We start from the raw sequence: 20,583 nt of genomic DNA, 5'->3' as shown, positions 1-20,583 counted from the left end.
CAGACACATTTAGATTAAATAATAGAGGTATATGTTATGGGAATTTTTTCACGTTTTGCAGACATTGTTAATTCTAATATCAATGCCATTTTAGATAAAGCAGAAGATCCTGAAAAAATGGTTCGTCTTATTATCCAAGAGATGGAAGATACACTTGTAGAGGTACGCTCTACGTCAGCAAAAACCCTTGCTGAGAAAAAAGAATTAGTACGTCGCGTAGATACACTAAAAGCTCAAGTAAGCGATTGGCAAGACAAAGCCGAATTAGCACTGAGCAAAGATCGTGATGATTTAGCTCGCTCGGCTTTACTTGAAAAGCAAAAATCAGCAGATGCAGTCGCCGCAGTAGAAAGTGAACTTGATCATGTAGAATCTCATATCGAGAAACTACAGCAAGAAGTGACTACGCTACAAGAGAAACTAGCGGATGCTAAAGCACGTCAAAAAGCTATTATTTTACGTCAACGCTCGGCTGAGTCGCGCCTTGAGGTTAAAAAAGCACTTGATAGTTCTAAAGTGGATGATGCACTTAATCGTTTTGAACGTTACGAAACCAAAATTGATGGGCTAGAATCTCAAATAGAGTCTTACGATTTGGGTAAACAAACGTTAGCAGATGAAATTGCTGATTTACAAAAGAATGAAAAAATTGACGACGAGTTAGCTGAACTTAAAAAGAAACTCTCGAATAAATAAATATAAAACAGGGGCCTTGTGCCCCTGACATCAACATTGAATACGGATTGTCAGGAGAGGATTATGTTTGATTCAGACGTAATAATTGTACCATTTGTTATGTTTATGATTTTTGTTGCGCCATTGTGGTTAATTTTACACTATCGAAGCAAAAAGCAGGTAAGCCAAGGGTTAAGCGAGCATGAGCATCACCAGTTATTAGAACTTGCTCAAAAAGCTGAAAAAATGACTGATAGAATCGAGACATTAGAAGCGTTACTTGATCAAGAGTCACCACAGTGGAGACAAAAAGTATGAACACCAAACGCGAATTATTAAGAGACCCACAACGCGGTAAAATTGCCGGTGTATGTGCGGGATTAAGTGACTACTTTAATATGGAGTTATGGTTAGTTCGCATTATTTTTGTTAGTGCTGTGCTACTAACTGGTGGCCCATTATTTGTGGTGGCGTATATTGCAGCGTGGTTTATTTTAGATAAAAAACAACCCAGTGCCGTAAGTAAAACACAATCAACGTATGGCGGTGATCCGCTAGAAGTAAAATTTAAAGTATGGCAAAAAGGCGAGCCACCGCGTCGTGCGCTTCAAGACTTAAAAGAGCGATTGACCCGTGTAGATAGCCGCCTTCAAAACATGGAACGCTACGTTACTTCAAGCGAGTTTACGGTCAGCCGTGAAATTAATAAACTTTAAAGGATTAATAAGCACCTTGTTTGCAGCGTGATCAATGACGGCAACTAAGGTGCAAAACACTTTATGAGCCAATCATTTGCAAAAAAGACCTTTAAAAGCGTTAAAGGCAAAGCACAAAAAGCCCTGCACCGTAGTTTAGATCAACACGTTAAACTTGCCGTAACAGGGCTGAGCGGCAGTGGTAAAACGGCGTTCATTAGCGCGCTAGTTAAACATTTAACCTCTCAGGCGAATGACAACAACTTACCTTTTTTTGATGTAATGCGTGAACATCGCCATATTGCTACTAAAATTGTGCCGCAAGAGGCATTAAATGTTCCCACTTTTGATTACAACCGTGCAATAAGTGCTTTACTACCAAGTGAAGGCGACCCTGCATGGCCCGCTTCTACCGAGCGAATAAATACTTTACGTTTGGCGATTAAATATCAAAGCAACGCGGGTCTGCGCGGTCATTTCTCACCACAATCGACGCTGTATTTAGATATTATTGACTATCCTGGTGAGTGGTTGCTTGACCTACCTATGCTCGGGCAAAGCTTTGAACAGTGGTGCGAGCAACAATATCCATTGCTAAGCCAAACGCCACGTGATCAAAGCTCAGCTGAATTTTTACAATCCATAGAGCTGATTGATTTAGATGCACCGGTAGATGAAAACGCACTGGCTGATATTGCACGATGTTATCAAACCATGTTGGTAGGGCTAAAAAAAGACACTAAGCTTGCCATGTTACAGCCAGGGCGTATGTTAATGCCGGGTGACTTGCAAGGTGCACCATTATTACTATTTTTTCCAATTAGTCCTAAAAAAATAAGTGACGATGTAGTAGCGGGTTCTAACTTAGCGCATTTAATTAAACGTTTTGATGCTTACGTAAAAGAAGTCGTTAAACCTTTTTATAATGAGCATTTTCGCCATTTTGACCGTCAAATCGTCTTGGTAGATGTACTGAGTGCATTAAATGAAGGTTATGAAACGTTGGCTGAGCAAAGTCGAGTGATCAATCAGTTATTGTCACACTTTAGCTATGGTGATTCCGGTTTTTTTAAACGCTTGTTTAAACCTAATATAGATAAAATATTATTTGCTGCTAATAAGTCCGATCACATCAGTGCGAAGCATCACAAAGATCTTGCATTGTTACTCGATTCGTTAGTTAAAGAGCAAAGTAATCACTTAAAATTTGATGGGGTTAAAATAGAAACATTGGCGATGTCATCAATTGCTGCCACTGTGCCCCGCCAAGTGGTTGATAAAGGGCAAACACTCGACTGTATCTATGGCAAGCCATTGAATGAACAACAGTGGCTAACTTACCTGCCTCCTCAGCCGCCGAGCAGAATGCTTAATAAAAGTGAGTGGCCAGCACATGGGTTTGAGTTTTTATCATTTGCACCTATGCCAAGCCCAGATCAACAGCTTAAGCACATTCGCTTAGACCATGTGATGCAGTACTTGTTAGGAGATAAGTTAACATGAGTGAGTCAACACACCAATTTCAAGCTGGGCGTCGTATTAATGCCCAAAATATTGAGCAAAATGAACCAGATTTATTAGCGGCTAAAGTCGTAGAGCAGGGACAAAGTGAGCAGCCTAGCAAAGATAGTGACGAGCTAATTGAACCTGAAATCGATATTGAGCCTGTATATAAAAAGTCTAAGTGGCAAACCCTTAAAGGCCTATTTGCACTGAGCTTTATTGTTTTAATATTACTTGAGTTCGCATTTTCAATTGTATTGGCGTTTCAGCAGTCTGTTATTTTAGGTGGGGTGTACTTAACCGCTGTAATAACCGGTGTACTCCTGATATCGCGTTTATTGTGGCGTGAATATAGAATGTTACGCAGCTTAAAGCGTAATCAGCTACACCGCCATGAAGCTAACCGTTTGCTCAATAGTGAGCAGGTAGGCGGGGCGATACCTTGGCTTGAAAAGCTTAATAAACATCAGCAATTAGATAATTTCGAAAACTTTAAAAATCAGGTCGCTACGCACCACAGTGACAAAGAAATAATGTCTCTGTACGCGAATAGCTTACTGATAACGCAAGACAATCAAGCTAAAAAGTTAATAAACCGTTTTGCAACAGAGTCAGCTTTATTAGTTGCTCTAAGCCCAATTGCGCTGGTGGATATGATGGCTGTGCTGTGGCGTGGCACTAAATTAATAGAGCAAATAGGCCGCATATATGGCATTGGCTTTGGTTATGCCAGCCGTATTAAACTTTACCGCATGCTTATTAAGCAAGTAATGTTTGTAGGCAGTGCAGAGCTCGTATCTGATTTAGCCGCCACGGCACTCAGTGCTGAATTATTAGGCAAGCTTTCAGGGCGAGCTGCACAAGGTGTTAGTGCCGGTATATTTACAGCGCGTATTGGTTACAAAGCTATGGAATTAAGCCGACCCTTACCGCGTCTTGAAAACAAGCGTAGCTTGTTAAAAGGCACAGTCCAAGGGATTGCGAGTAAAATTATGAGCCGTAAGGGAGCTGAAACTAAGTAGTGAGACTTCGTTGGCAATATTTGTGTACAGCTTTTTGGGTAAAGTTTGCACAAATAGCCATCTGAGCATCCGGCATGCTTGTGATTTTAAGTGCGGTGCGTTTTATTTATGCTATTGACACACATAATAAAAACGAGAACACACAATGAGCAAGCATCATCAAAATACCCAATGTATCCATGGCCCACAAAAAGCAAATGATCCGCATGGCGCATTAACCTCACCTTTGTATCAAACGTCTACGTTTCATTTTGAAAATGCCGCCCAAGGTGCTGCCCGCTTTGCAGGTGAAGAGCCCGGTTATATTTACACGCGTTTAGGTAACCCTACCACGACTGAACTTGAGCAAAAAGTGGCGCAATTAGAAGGCTGTGAGGCCGCCGCCGCCACGGCAACAGGTATGGGGGCTGTATCGGCTTCGGTACTAAGCTTCCTATCGCAAGGCGATCACTTAATTGCATCAAGCGCTCTGTATGGCTGCACTTTTGCTTTTTTTTCGCATATGTTGCCGCGATGGGGAATTGAAGTCACCTTTGTTGATATGACCAATGAAAGTGAACTGCGCGCAGCCATTAAGCCTAACTCAAAAATGATATTTGTAGAAACACCAATCAATCCAACCATGGCAGTGATTGATTTAGCACTTATTGGCGATGTTGCTAAACAGCATAATTTACTGAGTGTGGTCGACAATACTTTTTTAACCCCGCTGCTGCAGTCACCAAAAAAGTACGGTATCGATATTATAATGCATAGCGCGACCAAGTATTTAAATGGTCACGGCGATGTTGTTGCGGGTATTGTGTGTGGTTCACTTGAGCATATTACACAGATTAAAATGACCGTGCTTAAAGATATTGGTGCCACTATTAGTCCACACGATGCGTGGTTAATAAACCGCGGCTTAAAAACTTTAGCTATTCGCGTTGAACGCCATTGCCAAAGTGCGCAAACGATTGCTGAGTATTTAGAAGCTCATCCGCAAGTAAATAAAGTGTATTACCCTGGGCTTAAGTCTCACCCAGGTTACAAGTATATTGGTAAGCAAATGAAAGCGGCTGGCGGTGTTATTGCCTTTGAAATTAAAGGGAGCTTAACCGACGGTGAGCAGTTTATTGATAGTATGCAGCTGTGCACATTAGCGGTTAGCTTAGGCGATGCTGAAACGCTTATTCAACACCCTGCATCGATGACGCATTCGCCATACACTCCCGAAGAAAGACTAGCAGCTGGAATTAGTGATGGTTTAATTCGTTTATCAGTTGGACTTGAAGATGTTAACGATATTATTAACGATCTCAACCAAGCATTTACTAAAATATCCTGAGGTGTAATTTAATGTTTACGAATATTTCTATCTATAGGTACCAATAAATATGGTGTGTGCTTTTATCTTTGCTCTTGTGTAATTTTAAATTTACGATTTGTGTGATCTGCAAAAGTATTGATCTGCGTCAAGCTATTAAACTTTTGTTCACTTTTGCATAGTATGGCTACATCGAATAGCCAAGCACTTGGCTGTTATTTTGACACCGATTTAGGGTTTTATCCCAAAGAAGGTATTTATGGCTAAAGCAAGTAATTACACCTCCAAAACACCTGATGAAAATGGGGTTATACATTGGAGCGATGAAGAAAATAAAATTTGGTCTGAGCTTGTAGCACGCCAACTTGCGTGCATTGAAGGCAAAGCCTGTGATGAGTACATGGAAGGATTGAAAAAAATCAATCTGCCTCATGATCGTATCCCACAGCTGAGTGAGCTAAACGAAGTACTTTTAGCAACCACAGGTTGGCAGGTTGCACCTGTACCTGCACTTATCGATTTTGATGAGTTTTTTAGGTTACTCGCTAACAAGCAATTTCCTGTAGCGACCTTTATTCGTAGCCGTGAAGAATTTGACTACTTACAAGAACCCGATATTTTTCATGAGATATTTGGTCATTGTGCCATGCTAACCAATCCTGACTTTGCAGAATTTACCCACAAGTATGGGCAACTAGGATACGCGGCAGAGAAAAAAGATCGCGTTTATTTAGCGCGCATGTACTGGTTTACCGTTGAGTTTGGTTTGATGCAAACTGAAAAAGGATTGCGTATTTACGGTGGCGGTATTTTATCAAGCCCAGGGGAAACCCAATACGTGTATTCAGATACACCAGAGATTAATCTAATGAATGTGCTAGATGTGCTACGTACACCGTACCGTATAGATATTATGCAACCATTGTATTACACGATAAATTCGATTCATGATCTGTTTGAAATATCTCAAATGGATATAATGACTTTAGTTGAGCAAGCTAAATCACTTGGTTTGCACGACCCTAAGTTTCCTCCAAAAGAAAAATTAGCTAGTTAATTTTTGAAAAAAGTAACGCTAAACTAAGGATTTAAAATGTCTTCATTAAGTGCACAAAAATGTGAAGCCTGTCATGCAGATGCACCAAAAGTATCTGATGCTGAATTGGCTGAATTAATTAAAAAAATCCCTGACTGGGTGCCAGAAGTACGCGACGGTATTATGCAGTTAGAGCGCGTTTATAAGTTTAAAAACTTTAAACAAGCCATTGCGTTTACCAATAAGGTAGGTGATATGGCTGAAGACGAAGGGCATCACCCAGGTCTATTAACCGAATGGGGCAAAGTAACCGTGACTTGGTGGAGCCATTCAATTAAAGGTCTGCATAAAAATGACTTCATTTGCGCTGCTAAAACAGATGACGTATTTAACGCGTTGTAATTAATTAGATTTGAGTAAATAAAAAGGCACTTAACAGTGCCTTTTTTATTTTTGTGGTTATTAAGTTAACCTGAGTATTGATTAAGAGGCTTTGTAAGGTATTGAATTAAAATGATATTTATTTTTATCTTCTCTGGCCTATCTTATTATATATCCCGTTTGTTAGCCAATTCAGTAGCTTGTTTTATATACTTATATTAGAAGTAAAAAAGTAGATAAAAGTTAGTTTATAGGCTTCTAACTAAGCTTAGCTGAACGTTTATAACTTAAAGCTATAAACTTTTCTCCCAATTGCATTGCTTTACTAAGTTAAACCATGGGCTGGTAAACTCTTTAGCCGTAATAGGCTCAGGTAGGGTTAAAGTCACATTAAGTTTGTTAGCTAAATAACGTGCAATTAATTGCTTCATTTTATCGCTTTCTAATTGCTCGTAAGCTGCTTGCAGCTGATGTTTATCTTTTTGACTTATAAACTCGCCAGTTAAATTTTTGTAGCCTAATTCAAGCCAAACTAGCTGTGCTTGTTTAGCTTCATTGGGAAATGCATGGGTCAAAGTTGCCGTTGGAGTGTAGAGGCGTTCGAAGTTAAGCTGATGTTCTTGAATTAAAAAAACCATTAATAAATTAAGCCCAGCCGAAATTTGCCCTGCGCGTTTATCAATATTTTGGTTAAGGCTTAATGCACTTCTAAAGTAGCGCTCAGCGTTAGCAACATTGCCTTCATCAAGTGCTAAAGAGCCCAAATTATTTTTTATAAGTGCTGTTACATTAGGAAGTGTTAATTGTGTTGTGAGATCAAGATTATTTAAGTATAAAGCACGCGCCTTAGCAAAGTCGTTTTGCGAGCGAGCAACCAGTGCCATACTGTTGGTGAGTGTTAATCGTTGGCGATCGCTTTGCGCATATTTATAAGCACATTTAAATGAGAGCTGGGCATCGCTTAAATATTCAGCATGGCGAAGCCATATTCCCAAGGCACTCATTATGGTGGTCAATTTTTGTTTAAAGTAGTCAGCTTGATAATGCTGAAATATTGCGTCAATCGATTTATAAAGCCGATCGTAATGACTGGTGGGAACCGCTGATCGAGCATAAAGCAAGTGCCAGCGGATAAATAGCGCAGCAGGAGCTGTATTTAGTTCTGTGAGATTTTCAAGAATGATTATTGATTGTGCAGGATTAACAACAAGATAATCCTCGGCTTCGTTAAGTTTAGCTTCAAACGTTGTAAAATCATTAGCCATAGCCTGCGTTGAACCTAATAACACCAACCAACCTAAAACGAAAAGGCGCAACAATTTATCCTCAAAAATCGAATTATGTGTTTTTCCACTATAGATGCTGGTATCTAACAAAGCAAGACTATTAAAAGGGATAGATTTGTGAAGAGGTATTTTGAAAGCACTAAAAAAGCCCCAAACCTATACAAGCTTAGAGCTTTTTCTGTATGTAATTAAATTTTAGCGAATACACTTAACTTTAATGTGTTGTTGGGTTTCGTTTTACTCAACCCAATCTACGTTTAATATTAACCTGCTTAGCGCTAACAGCTAAAAACTTACAGCTGCTTTTTAATCATCAATTGAGCGAAGTAGGGCGTTAATGCCTACTTTTTCGCGTGTTTGTTGATCAACTTTTTTCACAATAATCGCAGCGTATAAACTATGAGTGCCATCTTTTGAAGGCAGAGCACCTGGAACCACGACAGCACCAGCAGGTACGCGACCATAATGAATTTCACCGGTTTCACGGTCGTAAATACGGGTACTTTGGCTAATGTAAACACCCATTGAAATAACCGCACCTTCTTCAACAATAACGCCTTCAACAATTTCTGAACGTGCGCCAATAAAGCAGTTGTCTTCAATGATGGTAGGATTTGCTTGTAGAGGCTCTAAAACGCCACCTATGCCTACGCCACCTGATAAGTGTACATTCTTACCAATTTGAGCACATGAACCTACAGTGGCCCATGTATCAACCATAGTGCCCTCATCAACGTAAGCACCAATGTTTACATACGATGGCATTAGTACAACATTTTTCCCTACAAAACTGCCTTTACGCGCTACGGCGTTTGGTACCACACGCATACCGCCTTGCTGAAACTGCTCCGGTGTATAGTCGCTAAATTTAAGCGGTACTTTGTCGTAAAACTGGTTTACGCCGTCGTTCATTGGTTGGTTGTCGCGAATACGAAACGACAGTAACACGGCTTTTTTAAGCCATTGATGAACAACCCATTCGCCAGAAATTTTTTCTGCAACACGCGCTGCGCCACTATCTAGTAGCTCAAGTGCATCAATAATTGCTTGTTTAACATCGCTTGATACGGTTGCTGGGCTAATACTGTCGCGGTTATCCCACGCATTTTCAATCATGGTTTTTAAATCTGACATAGTGTCCTCTTATTCAATTTCGGCGTTGAGTTTTTTACGTAATGCCTGATGAATTTTTGCTTGCTCTTCATCAGTCAGCGCTTGATATTCGTTATTAGATACCACAAAGAAATCTTCTGCGCGCTCGCCTACCGTGGTAATGCGTGCGGCATGTATGTGGAGTAAGTAAGCTTGAAAAACCTCGGCTATTTTAGTTAATAGTCCAGGTATATCAACCGCTTGAATTTCTATTAAACTACGATCCTTACGAGGATGCGGGCGTAGTACAATTTTAGGTTTAATATTAAAGTCTTTAAAGCGTTGTGAGCGGCTCTTTTTAAAGCGTATTTTTTTTCGCGGATCATTCAATGCTTGCTCTAATCCGCGTTTAATCGATTGTGCACGGCTACTGGCAATTGGGTCACCGCTAACTTCTAAAATAACAAAGTTAAATAGTACGTAGCCATCTTTGGTGGTCAGTACTTGGGCGTGTTGAATTTGTGCTTTTTTAGAGCCAATAACACTGACTAATCGAGCAAATAGTCCACCTGAGTAAGGGCTGTATGCAAATACTTGAGTACCGCCATGCATTGCTTTATTCGAGACAATAACACTAGGTAGGCTCAAGTCAGTGCATTTTAGTAAATGCTCTGTATGCCACGAAATTTGTTGCTCACTAAAGGCGGTAAAGTAATTCGCTTTAAAACGACTCCAAGTTAAGTCAATTTGTTCCTCGTGATAATGCAAATTAATCAGGCGTTGCTTAGCTTGATGCTTCTTATCTCGAATTTGGTCGCGTTGATCCATTGGATTTTCAAGCCCAAGACGCAAAGCTCGTTGTGTATGTAAGTACAGCTCACGAAGTAGCGTGTTTTTCCAGTCATTCCATAAGTTGTCATTGGTAGCGCGTATATCGGCGACCGTTAAACAATAGAGGTAATCGAGTTGACGCTCTGTTTTTACTCGCGATGCGAAATCTTTTATTACATCTGGGTCGTTTATATCTTTACGCTGCGCCGTAACTGACATAAGTAAGTGATTGCTAACAAGCCAAGAAATTAACTTACCATCGGATGATGCAAAGCCATGCAATTTAGAAAAAGCAATGGCGTCAACAGCACCCAGCTCAGAGTGATCCCCCCCACGACCCTTGGCAATGTCGTGGAAAATACCGGCTAAATACAGTAGCTCCGGTTTATCCATACGCGTGACAATTTCGCTACAAATTGGGAATTCGCTAACCCCAGTTTTATCAAAATACTGATAAATATTATTGATTAGCTTATGGGTATGTTCATCAACCGTGTAGGCATGAAACAAATCAAACTGCATTTGGCCAAAAATATTTCGCCACTGCGGCAAATAAGCGGCAATCATGCCGTGTTTGTGCATCAGCGTAAAAGCACGCCCCATACCATTAGGATGCTTTATGATTCGTAGAAAAGCTTCCCGGCAGGCCGCGTAGTCTTGTAGGTCGCCCAATAAACGACGACGAACTTGGCGAATAGTGCGAATAGTGCTCGGGTATATATGGGTGATTTCTGGGTGGTCAGCAATATGCTCAAACAATACAAAAAGTTGATCGCGCCTAAAGAATACTGATGGGCTTTTTACTCGAATTTGATGGCCAACGCGCTCAAAGTTGAGATCGAGTTCTTCAACAGTCGCTTGACTACTGTCTGGCGAAATACTTTGCTCAAAGTACGAAAGCAACATCTGGTTGAGCTCACGTACTCGGCTCATAATTCTGAATAAGCGTTTCATCATGCGCTCAACCGAGGCCTTACCATCGCTACCAAAGCCCAAAATTTCTGCAGCTTGGGGTTGGTGATCAAACAATAAACGGTTTTCTGAACGTTCTGCAGCTAAATGTAACGCAAAACGAATATTCCATAAATTCTCAAGACACTCTAACAGCTCTTGATATTCCTCGTGAGTCAGGTAGCCGTGATTAATTAGCTCTTGCAGAGTTTCGGCTCTAAAGTGCTTTTTAGCCACCCAAATAATAGTTTGCAGGTCGCGCAGACCCCCTGGGTTTTCTTTTATATTTGGTTCTAAATTATAGGCTGTGCCGTGGCACTTTCTGTGACGCAAATTTTGTTCTTGTACTTTTGCGACAAAAAATTCACCTGAGCCCCAAACCGGTGTTTCAATAATATGGTTTTTGAGTTTTTCAAACTCAATATGATTGCCAAAAATAAGACGGCTTTCTAATAAGCTGGTGGCAAAGGTAACGTCTTCACGTTTTTGTTCTATGGCTTGTTCAATAGTACGAACACTGTGGCCTATCTCGAGATTAAGATCCCACAACATAGTGACAAACTGACCGATTTTTTCGCAAATATCATCATTAGGCTGTTTCGTAACAAGTAATAAAAAATCTATATCAGAGTAGGGGTGTAGCTCGCCACGACCATAACCACCTACTGCTATCAAAGCGAGATCTGGTTCGTGAGCTAAATCATAAACTTGGAAAAGTTTGATCAGCAGTCGATCAATAAATTCTGCACGGGCATTAATTAATTTACCAACCGGTTGTTTTGAGAATTCATTATGCAACCATTTATAGAAATAGGCGGAGCAATCGCGGTAATCGCTTAATTGCTCAGCATCATTGAGCAACTTTTTTACTTTGTTAGGTAATGCCACTTAGGCTGGCTCCTATATATGGACTGCATTATAAGTTTGAGATTTATTTTTATAATATATTTGCTGTAAGGGCAATAAGTTATGTTAGCCCCTTACAGCAAACCACTTAAGCGATATACAGGCAAAACCTGTTACAACCGCGATTAAGCGCGCACTTAATTAGTGCTCGATAATTCTATCGATTGTATCATCTGATCGTAGTGTTAAAATTTCAACACCATTTTCAGTTACTAGTAAGGTGTGTTCCCATTGAGCGGATAAACTACGGTCTTTTGTTACCACAGTCCAGTCGTCTTTGAGTAATTTACATTGGCGTTTGCCCGCATTTACCATAGGCTCAATAGTTAAACACATACCTGCTTTTAATGTTTCGCCAGTGCCTGCTTTACCGTAATGCATTACCTGTGGTTCTTCATGGAACTCGCTACCGATACCATGGCCGCAGTATTCACGTACGATAGAGTAGTTAAAGCTCTCTGCATATTTTTGAATAGCTGCACCAATATCACCAAGGCGAACACCTGGTTTTACCATTTTAATGGCAAGGTAAAGACTTTCTTGAGTGACTTCTGCAAGACGTTTACCTTGGATATTAGGCGTGCCTACATGAAACATTTTTGATGTGTCACCATGGTAACCATCTTTGATAACAGTGATGTCAATATTAACACTATCACCATCTTTTAATGCTTTGTCATTCGGAATACCGTGACAAATTACATGATTTACTGAGGTACAAATTGATTTTGGAAAACCATGATAATTAAGAGGAGCAGGAACAGCATCTTGCACATTAACAATATAATCATGACAAATTGTATTTAGCTCATCGGTGGTGATACCTGGTACCACATGTGGTTCGATCATTTCTAGCACATCAGCAGCCAAACGGCCGGCTACACGCATTTTCTCGATTTCTTCAGGGGTCTTAATCACAGCGCTCATTGAGGCTCCAAAGTTGCGTTTTTAGATGATTATCGTCGCACAATTTTTGCACGAGACGTTGAGTATTTATTTTTAATATGGTATAAAGCGCGCCGTCTTTTTACAAATAAATTCTTAAATGATTTTTTGTATTTAAGGCAAACACAATTTTATTTTAACACACACACGTATCGTCACATACACTTGGGTGCATTTCAGTTTCATTTAACTGCGGTGTTGGTGCTATGGGATATGTGGAGGCCTAACCCTAAACAACTTAGAGGATTTACAAAATGGCAAACGTTTCAATGCGCGATATGCTTCAAGCTGGTGTTCACTTTGGTCACCAAGCACGTTACTGGAACCCTAAGATGAAGCCTTTCATCTTCGGCGCACGTAACCGTGTACATATCATCAACCTTGAGCAAACTGTACCAATGTTCAACACTGCACTTAAGTTTTTATCTGGTGCTGCTGCAAACAAAGGTAAAGTTCTTTTCGTTGGTACTAAGCGCGCAGCAAGCGAAGCAGTAAAAGAAGCTGCTTTACAAAGCGATCAATTCTTCGTTAACCACCGTTGGTTAGGCGGCATGTTGACTAACTGGAAAACAGTTCGTCAATCAATCAAGCGTCTTAAAGACCTTGAAGCTCAAAGCCAAGACGGTACTTTCGAGAAGTTAACTAAGAAAGAAGCGTTAATGCTTACTCGTGAAATGGACAAGCTTGAAAAGAGCCTTGGTGGTATTAAAAACATGGGTGGCCTTCCAGACGCTATCTTTGTAATCGATGCTGACCACGAGCACATTGCTATCCGTGAAGCTAACAACCTAGGTATCCCAGTTGTTGCAATCGTTGATACTAACTCTAACCCAGACGGTGTTGATTACATCGTACCTGGTAACGATGATGCTATCCGTGCAATCAACCTTTACACTAGTGCTGTTGCAGCTGCGATCACTGAAGGCCGTGAGAGTAACATCGTTGCTCAAGCTGAAAAAGATGACTTCGTAGAAGCTGAGTAATTAGCTGTCATCAAGTCTTCATCTTTTAAAGGTGAAGACTTGCTATTCTTGTGGAGCGGGTAACCCGCTTATCTAAACCTGATTTCAGATTTGAGGATTTACTAATGGCTGTAACTACTGCCCTAGTTAAAGAATTACGCGAGCGTACTGGCGCTGGCATGATGGATTGTAAAAAAGCGTTAACTGAGACTGATGGTGACATCGAGTTAGCGATTGAGAACATGCGTAAGAGCGGTGCTGCAAAGGCTGCTAAAAAAGCAGGTAACATTGCTGCTGAAGGTACTATCATCATCAAGCAAAACGCGGGTGTTGCAGTACTTGTAGAAGTTAACTGTCAAACTGACTTCGTTGCTAAAGATGCAAGCTTCCTAGCATTTGCTAACAAAGTTGCAGATGCTGCTATCGCTGACACTACATCTATCGAAGACTTACAAGCTAAGTTCGAAGAAGACCGTGTTGAGCTAGTAACTAAAATTGGTGAAAACATCAATGTACGTCGTCTTCAGTACATCACTGGCGAGCAACTAGTTGAGTACCGTCATGGCGAGCGTATTGGTGTTGTTGTTGCGGGTGTTGCTGATGAAGAAACACTTAAGCATGTTGCAATGCACGTTGCTGCTTCAAACCCAGATTACCTAACTCCAGATGACGTACCTGCTGATGTTGTTGAAAAAGAAAAGCAAGTACAAATCGACATCGCGATGAACGAAGGCAAGCCTGCTGAAATCGCTGAGAAAATGGTTGTTGGTCGTATGAAGAAGTTTACTGGTGAGGTTTCTCTTACTGGTCAAGCTTTCATCATGGAACCGAAAAAATCTGTTGGCGAAATTCTTAAAGAGAAAAACGCAACAGTTACTGGCTTTGTACGTATGGAAGTTGGTGCAGGTATCGAGAAGAAAGAAGAAGATTTTGCTGCTGAAGTTGCTGCTCAAATTGCAGCTGCTAAAGGTCAGTAAGACATACTATTTGTGATACAAAAGGAAAATACATGCAATTAAAGTACTATTTGCTTTTGCGTCACGCTTAGAAATTCTTTAAAATAACCGCGCTTTTATGTTTAACATAAGCGCGGTTATTTTTTATCCATAATTCAATAAAAGTTGGCCCCAAAACTATGACTATCAATCGCAAACCTATTTTTAGACGTGTTCTTCTCAAATTAAGTGGTGAAGCTTTAATGGGAGACGAAGGCTTCGGCATCGACCCAAAAGTTTTAGATCGTATGGCACAAGAAATTAAAGAGCTTGTAGAACTCGACGTAGAAGTGGGTTTGGTTATTGGTGGCGGTAACTTTTTACGCGGTGGCTCATTAGCCGAAGCGGGCATGAATCGTGTTGTTGGTGACCACATGGGGATGCTTGCAACCGTAATGAACGGCCTAGCTATGCGTGATGCGCTACACCGTGCGTTTGTAAATTGTCGCTTAATGTCAGCTATCCCATTAAATGGCGTATGTGATGCGTATAACTGGGCTGAAGCAATTAGCTTGTTAAAAACAGGTCGCGTTGTTATTTTTGCCGCTGGTACAGGTAACCCGTTCTTCACTACTGACTCTGCGGCGTGTTTACGCGGCATCGAGATTGAAGCTGATACGGTAATTAAAGCGACTAAAGTAGATGGTGTATTTAGTGATGATCCGGTGAAAAACCCTGAAGCGACACTTTACCGTCACTTAAGCTACAATGAAATTATTGATAAAGAATTAAAAGTAATGGATTTAGCGGCATTCACTCTTGCTCGCGACCATAATATGCCATTGAGCGTATTTAATATGAATAAATCAGGCGCATTAAAGCGCGTAATAATGGGTGAAGAAGAAGGAACCCTTATTTCTTCACAAGCCTCAGATGAAGTTAGTAACTAGATTAGGATTAAACCGTGATTAACGATATTCAAAAAGATGCGCAAGAGCGCATGCAAAAAAGTGTAGCAGCACTTGGTAGTCAATTATCTAAAATTCGTACTGGCCGTGCTCATCCTGCAATTTTAGACGGCATCATGGTGTCGTACTACGGCGCACCAACGCCTCTAAACCAAGTTGCAAATGTAACTATTGAAGATTCACGTACACTGGCTATTGGTGTATTTGATAAATCTTTAGCTCAGGCAGTTGAGAAAGCGATTATGGCTTCTGACCTTGGTTTAAACCCAATGTCTGCAGGCACGGTTATTCGTGTACCACTTCCTCCATTAACTGAAGAGCGTCGTAAAGATTTAATTAAAATCGTGCGTGGCGAAGTAGAAGGCGGACGTGTTGCTATTCGTAATATTCGCCGTGATGCAAATGGCGATATTAAAAACTTATTAAAAGATAAAGACATCTCTGAAGACGAAGCACGTCAAGGTGAAGATGCAATTCAAAAAATCACTGATAAGTTCATTAAAGAAATGGATACACAACTAACAGCAAAAGAAGCTGAGTTGATGGAAATTTAATAACTGTTCTAAACCCAAATAAACAGCTTTAGTTAGATATTTAAGTCGCTGCTTATCAGTCTTCGCACTTTATTTTAATAGTGTGATTTTAAAAGGTAACAGATTGTGACTGCTCTTTAGTGACGACTCAGTTGTCAGTAAATACAAGGTTGTTAGCTGTATAATTATTTGCTTAAAGTAGATTTATTATCACGGGTACAGGTTAAATTTATTAGTTTTGAAACGCCGTCTGGGGTATACTAGGCGGCGTTTTTTTATGGAATACACAAAATTTATGGTTCTAGACGCTGATACAATTTCACAGCAATGTTTGCCTAAACATGTTGCTATCATCATGGATGGGAACGGGCGTTGGGCACAAGCTAGAAATAGGCCTCGTGTATATGGGCATAAAAAGGGCGTGGATGCAGTTCGTCAATCTGTGCAGTTTTGTACTAAATTAGGGATACAATCGTTGACCTTATTTGCTTTTAGTAGTGAAAACTGGCGCCGCCCTGAAGACGAAGTAAATACATTAATGGAGCTTTTTTTATTTGTACTAAGTAAAGAAGTTAAAAAGCTGCATAAAAATAACGTAAAACTAACCATCATTGGAGATTTATCTCGATTCTCTGAAAGCTTGCGCGCGAAAGTACATACTGCACAAGAACTAACAGCGAATAATACCGGCCTGCACTTAAATGTAGCGGCAAATTACGGTGGTCGCTGGGATATGACCCATGCTGCTAAGCTGGTTGCTTTACAAGTAGCAAATGGGGAAATTGATCCCGCAGACATTACAGAAGAACATATTGCACAGCATATGAGTATGGCAGATCAGGCACAGCCTGATTTACTGATCCGTACTGGTGGCGATGTCAGAATTAGTAATTTTTTACTTTGGCAGGCAGCCTACGCTGAACTTTATTTTACCAATACACTTTGGCCTGACTTTAACGAAGCTGCTTTTGCAGAGGCCATTGCATGTTACGTTGCCAGAGAGCGACGTTTTGGTTGCACGGGCGAACAAATAAAACAATTACTCGCTCAAACCTAAAATAGATTAAGGGTCATCATTTTGTTAAAACAACGTATTTTAACCTCACTAGTGCTAGCGCCATTAGCACTGGCTTTGGTTTTTTACACCCCACTAACGTTATTTAGTTATTTTGCGGGTGCTATTGTATTAATGGGCGCATGGGAATGGTCTGCTTTTATGGGGCTATGCGATAAACTAAAGCGCGGTGCGTTTGTATTGTTAGTTGCGGTTTTACTAGGCTTACTTAATTTACATTGGCCGATAGAAACCCTATGGCAGAACGGCAAGCTTGTAGGTGATGCCAATTACTTATTTACCTTATCGTTTTCGTGGTGGCTGGTTGCAAGTTATTTAGTGTGGCGTTACCCCGCTATGGCTAAAGGCTGGAACGAAGGACTTGTAATGCGCGGTATTGCCGGTTTACTGACATTGATACCACTGTGGCTTGCGCTTAATACGCTTCGCAGTGCGCAATATACAGAATCAACACACTATGGTTCTATGCTGATTTTAGTGGTACTGGGTATTGTATGGAGTGCCGATATTGGCGCTTACTTTACCGGTAAAAGTTTCGGTAAACATAAGCTAATGCCTAAAGTTAGTCCAAATAAAACCATAGAAGGCCTCGCTGGTGGCGTGGTTGCTGCGGTGTTATTTGTATTGGCTTTTTGTTTTTACACCAATGTTGATACTTCTGTATGGCCTATTTATGCAGTAATGACAGCATTTATTGCTTTGTTCTCTGCGGTAGGTGATTTACTAGAGAGTATGTTTAAGCGCGAAGCGGGTCTTAAAGATAGCGGCAGTTGCCTACCTGGACACGGCGGTATTTTAGACCGTATTGATAGCTTAACTGCAGCAGCGCCGATGTTTGTTATTTGCTTTGCCTGGACACTTAGTTTATGAGTGCAGTGCAACAACTGGTTATTTTGGGTGCGACGGGGTCGATAGGTCTTAGCACGTTAGATGTTGTTGCAAGAAATCAACAGCAGTTCAAGGTGTTCGCATTAGCCGCTGGGCAAAATGCAAAAAAAATGGCTGAGTTGTGTCTTGCTCATCAACCTCGTTATGCTGTTATGGCTTCAGAGCAAGCCGCTAAGCAGCTTTGTGAACTTTTAAAAGGCATAAGTAAAACACAAGTAATGCATGGCGAGAAAGCTATGAGTGAGCTTTGTGCGCATGTTGATGTTGATACTGTGATGTCAGCAATTGTTGGTGCGGCTGGATTACTACCCACTTTGAGCGCAGTCGAAGCGGGTAAAAAAGTGTTGCTGGCAAACAAAGAGTCATTGGTGATGTCGGGTCAGTTGTTTATTGATAAAGTGAAACAACACCAAGCAACTTTATTACCCATCGACAGCGAACACAATGCCATTTTTCAGTGTTTACCTAGTGCGTTACAAAACACCCAAGGACAAGCACGGCTTGAGCAGCATGGTGTTAGTAAAATTTTATTAACTGGTTCTGGAGGGCCGTTTTTAAACCGTGACATTAATACGCTTGCTAGTGTTAGCGTCAGTGAAGCGGTTGCTCACCCTAATTGGTCAATGGGACAAAAAATATCGGTAGATTCAGCCACGATGATGAACAAAGGTTTAGAGTTTATTGAGGCTAAATGGTTATTTAACTGTGATGCCAGCGATATTGATGTGGTGATCCACCCACAAAGTATTATCCACTCTATGGTGCAATACCAAGATGGCTCTATTTTAGCGCAAATGGGAAATCCCGATATGCGCACCCCAATAGCGCATGCGCTTGCTTTTCCACAGCGAATTGATGCGGGAGTTAAACCGCTAAACTTTTCTGATATTTGTGATTTTTCGTTCACCAAACCTGATTTCTCGCGTTACCCTAATTTAAAATTGGCAATTGCTGCGTGTGATGCGGGACAGGGGGCAACAACTACGGTGAATGCTGCCAATGAAATAGCTGTAAATGCATTTTTACAAGGTCAAATTAGTTTTACTGATATTTATAAAGTGAATGCGCAAACGTTAGAGACTGCAAAGTTTACTAATGTGCAAACTCTAGATGAAGTTTTAGAGTGTGATCGTTTAGCACGCATAAGCGCAACGCAGTTTATAACAAAAGTGGTGCATTAAGATGTTCGATTTTTTTTGGAATTTAGGCTCGTTTATACTTGCGCTCGGTATTTTAGTGACCGTTCACGAATATGGTCATTTTTGGGTAGCACGCAAGGCTGGCGTTAAGGTACTGCGCTTTTCAATTGGTTTTGGTAAACCCCTATTAAAATGGCACGATAAATACAATACTGAGTTTGTGATTGCGGCAATACCACTAGGTGGTTACGTAAAAATGTTAGACGAGCGTGTTGATGAAGTACCTGCCAATCAACGTCATTTATCGTTTAATGCTAAATCTGTTCAAGCGCGAATAGCTATTGTAGCAGCAGGGCCCATGGCGAACTTTTTATTCGCTATTTTTTCTTTAGCGGTCATGTATATGGTGGGTGTGCAAACCATAAAACCGGTTGTAGGCAATGTTGTTGAAGGCAGCAGAGCAGAACAAGCGGGCATTTTGCCTACTCAGCAAATAATTAAAATTGGTGATGACGATATTAGCAATTGGCAAGATGCGACTTTCTCTTTGATGTCGCACTTGGGTGATAAAAGCGTTGCTGTTACTTTACGTAACGAAAATTATCAACAAACAACGCAGACTCTTAACCTCGATGGCTGGAAGCTTGATCAGCAAGACGTACCGCCATTAAGTTCGTTGGGGATTGTGCCGTTTCGCCCTCAAGCAACACTCACCATCGCTGCAATTACCAAAGACTCTGCTGCTGAACAGGCAAATTTACAGGTTAATGACGTTATTTTGGCTGTAAACGGTGAAACAATGAGCAGTTGGCAGCAATTAGTTAATCTTATTACTCAATCGGCTAACAAATCCTTACAATTTAGTGTAAAAAGACAAGATAGTATAAAAACCATATTAGTTACCCCAAAGAGCCGAGTTGTTAGTAATGGTGTTGAACAAGGCTTTTTAGGTGTTGCTCCAGTTGTAGAGCAGTGGCCTGATGATTTTGTTGAGACTAGACATTATGGGCCACTAGATAGTATTGTGCTGGGCACAAAAGAGACATGGCGTTTAATTACGCTGAGTTTTGACATGATAGGTAACTTAATTACTGGTCAAGTGTCAGTGAAAAATTTAAGTGGGCCTGTCGGCATTGCAGTCGGCGCAGGCACAAGTGTTAGTTACGGATTAGTCGCATTTTTAAGCTTTTTAGCTTTGATCAGCGTTAATTTGGGAGTATTTAATTTACTTCCTCTGCCGGTGCTTGATGGTGGGCACTTAATGTATTACATAATTGAACTTTTTCGTAAAAAGCCGGTCTCTGAAAAGACACAAGAGTTTGGTTTTAAAGTGGGAGCCTTGCTACTCATTTTTCTAACATGTTTCGCTTTGTTCAATGATGTATCGCGCTTGTAGTTGTTTAAGCGTGGTAACGACAAATTAGAACACGATTGTAAAGCTCGTAACTATTTAG

At 40.7% G+C, this 20,583-nt stretch carries 20 protein-coding genes; 16 read left to right on the top strand and 4 right to left on the bottom strand.

Going from position 1 to position 20,583, the window contains the following annotated elements; genetic code table 11:
* Positions 1–36: 36 nt before the first annotated feature.
* From pspA to FLM54_RS10615, 8 genes are all read left to right on the top strand, one after another.
* Positions 37–696, top strand: a complete 660-nt coding sequence (gene pspA, locus FLM54_RS10650) for a phage shock protein PspA (RefSeq protein WP_010388087.1) — start codon at positions 37–39, stop codon at positions 694–696.
* Positions 697–759: 63 nt separating this feature from the next.
* Entirely contained in the window at positions 760–993 is a 234-nt protein-coding gene (gene pspB / locus FLM54_RS10645; protein ID WP_178956358.1) for an envelope stress response membrane protein PspB, read from the top strand.
* The gene (gene pspC, locus FLM54_RS10640) at positions 990–1,391 is read left to right on the top strand and encodes an envelope stress response membrane protein PspC (RefSeq protein WP_054202405.1); all 402 of its coding nucleotides are present in this window, start codon (positions 990–992) and stop codon (positions 1,389–1,391) included. Before pspB ends, pspC begins: the two co-directional genes overlap by 4 nt.
* 63 nt (positions 1,392–1,454) lie before the next feature.
* Positions 1,455–2,873: a YcjX family protein gene (locus tag FLM54_RS10635; protein WP_178956357.1), complete on the top strand. Its 1,419-nt coding sequence runs from the start codon at positions 1,455–1,457 to the stop codon at positions 2,871–2,873.
* Positions 2,870–3,895, top strand: coding sequence for a TIGR01620 family protein (locus tag FLM54_RS10630; protein ID WP_036953773.1), 1,026 nt, complete (start codon positions 2,870–2,872; stop codon positions 3,893–3,895). The genes FLM54_RS10635 and FLM54_RS10630 overlap by 4 nt, the downstream gene beginning before the upstream one ends.
* 145 nt (positions 3,896–4,040) lie before the next feature.
* Complete coding sequence (megL, locus tag FLM54_RS10625; protein ID WP_178956356.1) at positions 4,041–5,222, top strand: methionine gamma-lyase; 1,182 nt, start codon at positions 4,041–4,043, stop codon at positions 5,220–5,222.
* Between the two features lie 238 nt (positions 5,223–5,460).
* Positions 5,461–6,258, top strand: a complete 798-nt coding sequence (phhA, locus tag FLM54_RS10620) for a phenylalanine 4-monooxygenase (RefSeq protein WP_178956355.1) — start codon at positions 5,461–5,463, stop codon at positions 6,256–6,258.
* Positions 6,259–6,294: 36 nt separating this feature from the next.
* On the top strand, positions 6,295–6,639 hold the full coding sequence (locus FLM54_RS10615; RefSeq protein ID WP_008111000.1) for a 4a-hydroxytetrahydrobiopterin dehydratase: 345 nt from the start codon (positions 6,295–6,297) through the stop codon (positions 6,637–6,639).
* Between the two features lie 272 nt (positions 6,640–6,911).
* On the opposite strand, the gene FLM54_RS10610 is transcribed toward FLM54_RS10615, so the two are convergent.
* The 4 genes from FLM54_RS10610 to map all read right to left on the bottom strand — a co-directional run bounded on the left by FLM54_RS10610 (position 6,912) and on the right by map (position 12,611).
* Entirely contained in the window at positions 6,912–7,934 is a 1,023-nt protein-coding gene (locus FLM54_RS10610; protein ID WP_178956354.1) for a tetratricopeptide repeat protein, read from the bottom strand.
* A 276-nt stretch (positions 7,935–8,210) separates the two neighbouring features.
* Positions 8,211–9,038 carry a 2,3,4,5-tetrahydropyridine-2,6-dicarboxylate N-succinyltransferase gene (dapD, locus tag FLM54_RS10605; protein ID WP_178956353.1) on the bottom strand — a complete coding sequence of 276 codons (828 nt, stop codon included), beginning with the start codon at positions 9,036–9,038 and terminating at the stop codon, positions 8,211–8,213.
* 9 nt (positions 9,039–9,047) lie between these two features.
* On the bottom strand, positions 9,048–11,666 hold the full coding sequence (gene glnD, locus FLM54_RS10600; RefSeq protein ID WP_138605043.1) for a [protein-PII] uridylyltransferase: 2,619 nt from the start codon (positions 11,664–11,666) through the stop codon (positions 9,048–9,050).
* 159 nt (positions 11,667–11,825) lie between these two features.
* Positions 11,826–12,611, bottom strand: a complete 786-nt coding sequence (map, locus tag FLM54_RS10595; RefSeq protein WP_054202413.1) for a type I methionyl aminopeptidase — start codon at positions 12,609–12,611, stop codon at positions 11,826–11,828.
* Positions 12,612–12,883: 272 nt separating this feature from the next.
* Here map and rpsB point away from each other — a divergent pair, with 272 nt between their 5' ends.
* The 8 genes from rpsB to rseP all read left to right on the top strand — a co-directional run bounded on the left by rpsB (position 12,884) and on the right by rseP (position 20,525).
* Positions 12,884–13,612: a 30S ribosomal protein S2 gene (gene rpsB / locus FLM54_RS10590; protein WP_013465430.1), complete on the top strand. Its 729-nt coding sequence runs from the start codon at positions 12,884–12,886 to the stop codon at positions 13,610–13,612.
* Positions 13,613–13,716: 104 nt separating this feature from the next.
* Positions 13,717–14,568 (top strand): translation elongation factor Ts, encoded by an 852-nt coding sequence (gene tsf / locus FLM54_RS10585; protein ID WP_010388114.1) that lies wholly within the window; start codon positions 13,717–13,719, stop codon positions 14,566–14,568.
* Positions 14,569–14,726: 158 nt separating this feature from the next.
* A complete protein-coding gene (pyrH, locus tag FLM54_RS10580; protein WP_138605042.1) occupies positions 14,727–15,476 on the top strand; it encodes a UMP kinase in 750 nt (249 codons plus the stop codon).
* Positions 15,477–15,526: 50 nt separating this feature from the next.
* Entirely contained in the window at positions 15,527–16,048 is a 522-nt protein-coding gene (gene frr, locus FLM54_RS10575; RefSeq protein WP_218651693.1) for a ribosome recycling factor, read from the top strand.
* 256 nt (positions 16,049–16,304) lie between these two features.
* Positions 16,305–17,084 carry an isoprenyl transferase gene (locus FLM54_RS10570; protein WP_138605040.1) on the top strand — a complete coding sequence of 260 codons (780 nt, stop codon included), beginning with the start codon at positions 16,305–16,307 and terminating at the stop codon, positions 17,082–17,084.
* Between the two features lie 21 nt (positions 17,085–17,105).
* Positions 17,106–17,972, top strand: a complete 867-nt coding sequence (locus FLM54_RS10565) for a phosphatidate cytidylyltransferase (RefSeq protein WP_178956352.1) — start codon at positions 17,106–17,108, stop codon at positions 17,970–17,972.
* On the top strand, positions 17,969–19,171 hold the full coding sequence (ispC, locus tag FLM54_RS10560; protein ID WP_138605039.1) for a 1-deoxy-D-xylulose-5-phosphate reductoisomerase: 1,203 nt from the start codon (positions 17,969–17,971) through the stop codon (positions 19,169–19,171). Before FLM54_RS10565 ends, ispC begins: the two co-directional genes overlap by 4 nt.
* A 1-nt stretch (position 19,172) precedes the next feature.
* Positions 19,173–20,525: a sigma E protease regulator RseP gene (gene rseP, locus FLM54_RS10555; RefSeq protein ID WP_178956351.1), complete on the top strand. Its 1,353-nt coding sequence runs from the start codon at positions 19,173–19,175 to the stop codon at positions 20,523–20,525.
* The last annotated feature ends 58 nt before the right edge of the window (positions 20,526–20,583 follow it).

This window comes from Pseudoalteromonas sp. Scap25, from assembly GCF_013394125.1.
GTDB lineage: Bacteria > Pseudomonadota > Gammaproteobacteria > Enterobacterales > Alteromonadaceae > Pseudoalteromonas.
This window is presented reverse-complemented; position numbering and strand designations above follow the sequence as displayed.

What these genes read in the sequence shown, in the direction of transcription:
- megL (WP_178956356.1), top strand. Translation starts at nt 4,041, where the DNA reads ATGAGCAAGCATCATCAAAATACCCAATGTATCCATGGCCCACAAAAA.
- tsf (WP_010388114.1), top strand. Translation starts at nt 13,717, where the DNA reads ATGGCTGTAACTACTGCCCTAGTTAAAGAATTACGCGAGCGTACTGGC.
- map (WP_054202413.1), bottom strand. Translation starts at nt 12,611, where the DNA reads ATGAGCGCTGTGATTAAGACCCCTGAAGAAATCGAGAAAATGCGTGTA.
- rseP (WP_178956351.1), top strand. Translation starts at nt 19,173, where the DNA reads ATGTTCGATTTTTTTTGGAATTTAGGCTCGTTTATACTTGCGCTCGGT.
- ispC (WP_138605039.1), top strand. Translation starts at nt 17,969, where the DNA reads ATGAGTGCAGTGCAACAACTGGTTATTTTGGGTGCGACGGGGTCGATA.
- FLM54_RS10635 (WP_178956357.1), top strand. Translation starts at nt 1,455, where the DNA reads ATGAGCCAATCATTTGCAAAAAAGACCTTTAAAAGCGTTAAAGGCAAA.
- pyrH (WP_138605042.1), top strand. Translation starts at nt 14,727, where the DNA reads ATGACTATCAATCGCAAACCTATTTTTAGACGTGTTCTTCTCAAATTA.
- pspB (WP_178956358.1), top strand. Translation starts at nt 760, where the DNA reads ATGTTTGATTCAGACGTAATAATTGTACCATTTGTTATGTTTATGATT.
- frr (WP_218651693.1), top strand. Translation starts at nt 15,527, where the DNA reads ATGCAAAAAAGTGTAGCAGCACTTGGTAGTCAATTATCTAAAATTCGT.
- rpsB (WP_013465430.1), top strand. Translation starts at nt 12,884, where the DNA reads ATGGCAAACGTTTCAATGCGCGATATGCTTCAAGCTGGTGTTCACTTT.
- dapD (WP_178956353.1), bottom strand. Translation starts at nt 9,038, where the DNA reads ATGTCAGATTTAAAAACCATGATTGAAAATGCGTGGGATAACCGCGAC.
- FLM54_RS10630 (WP_036953773.1), top strand. Translation starts at nt 2,870, where the DNA reads ATGAGTGAGTCAACACACCAATTTCAAGCTGGGCGTCGTATTAATGCC.
- pspC (WP_054202405.1), top strand. Translation starts at nt 990, where the DNA reads ATGAACACCAAACGCGAATTATTAAGAGACCCACAACGCGGTAAAATT.
- FLM54_RS10570 (WP_138605040.1), top strand. Translation starts at nt 16,305, where the DNA reads ATGGAATACACAAAATTTATGGTTCTAGACGCTGATACAATTTCACAG.
- FLM54_RS10615 (WP_008111000.1), top strand. Translation starts at nt 6,295, where the DNA reads ATGTCTTCATTAAGTGCACAAAAATGTGAAGCCTGTCATGCAGATGCA.
- pspA (WP_010388087.1), top strand. Translation starts at nt 37, where the DNA reads ATGGGAATTTTTTCACGTTTTGCAGACATTGTTAATTCTAATATCAAT.
- phhA (WP_178956355.1), top strand. Translation starts at nt 5,461, where the DNA reads ATGGCTAAAGCAAGTAATTACACCTCCAAAACACCTGATGAAAATGGG.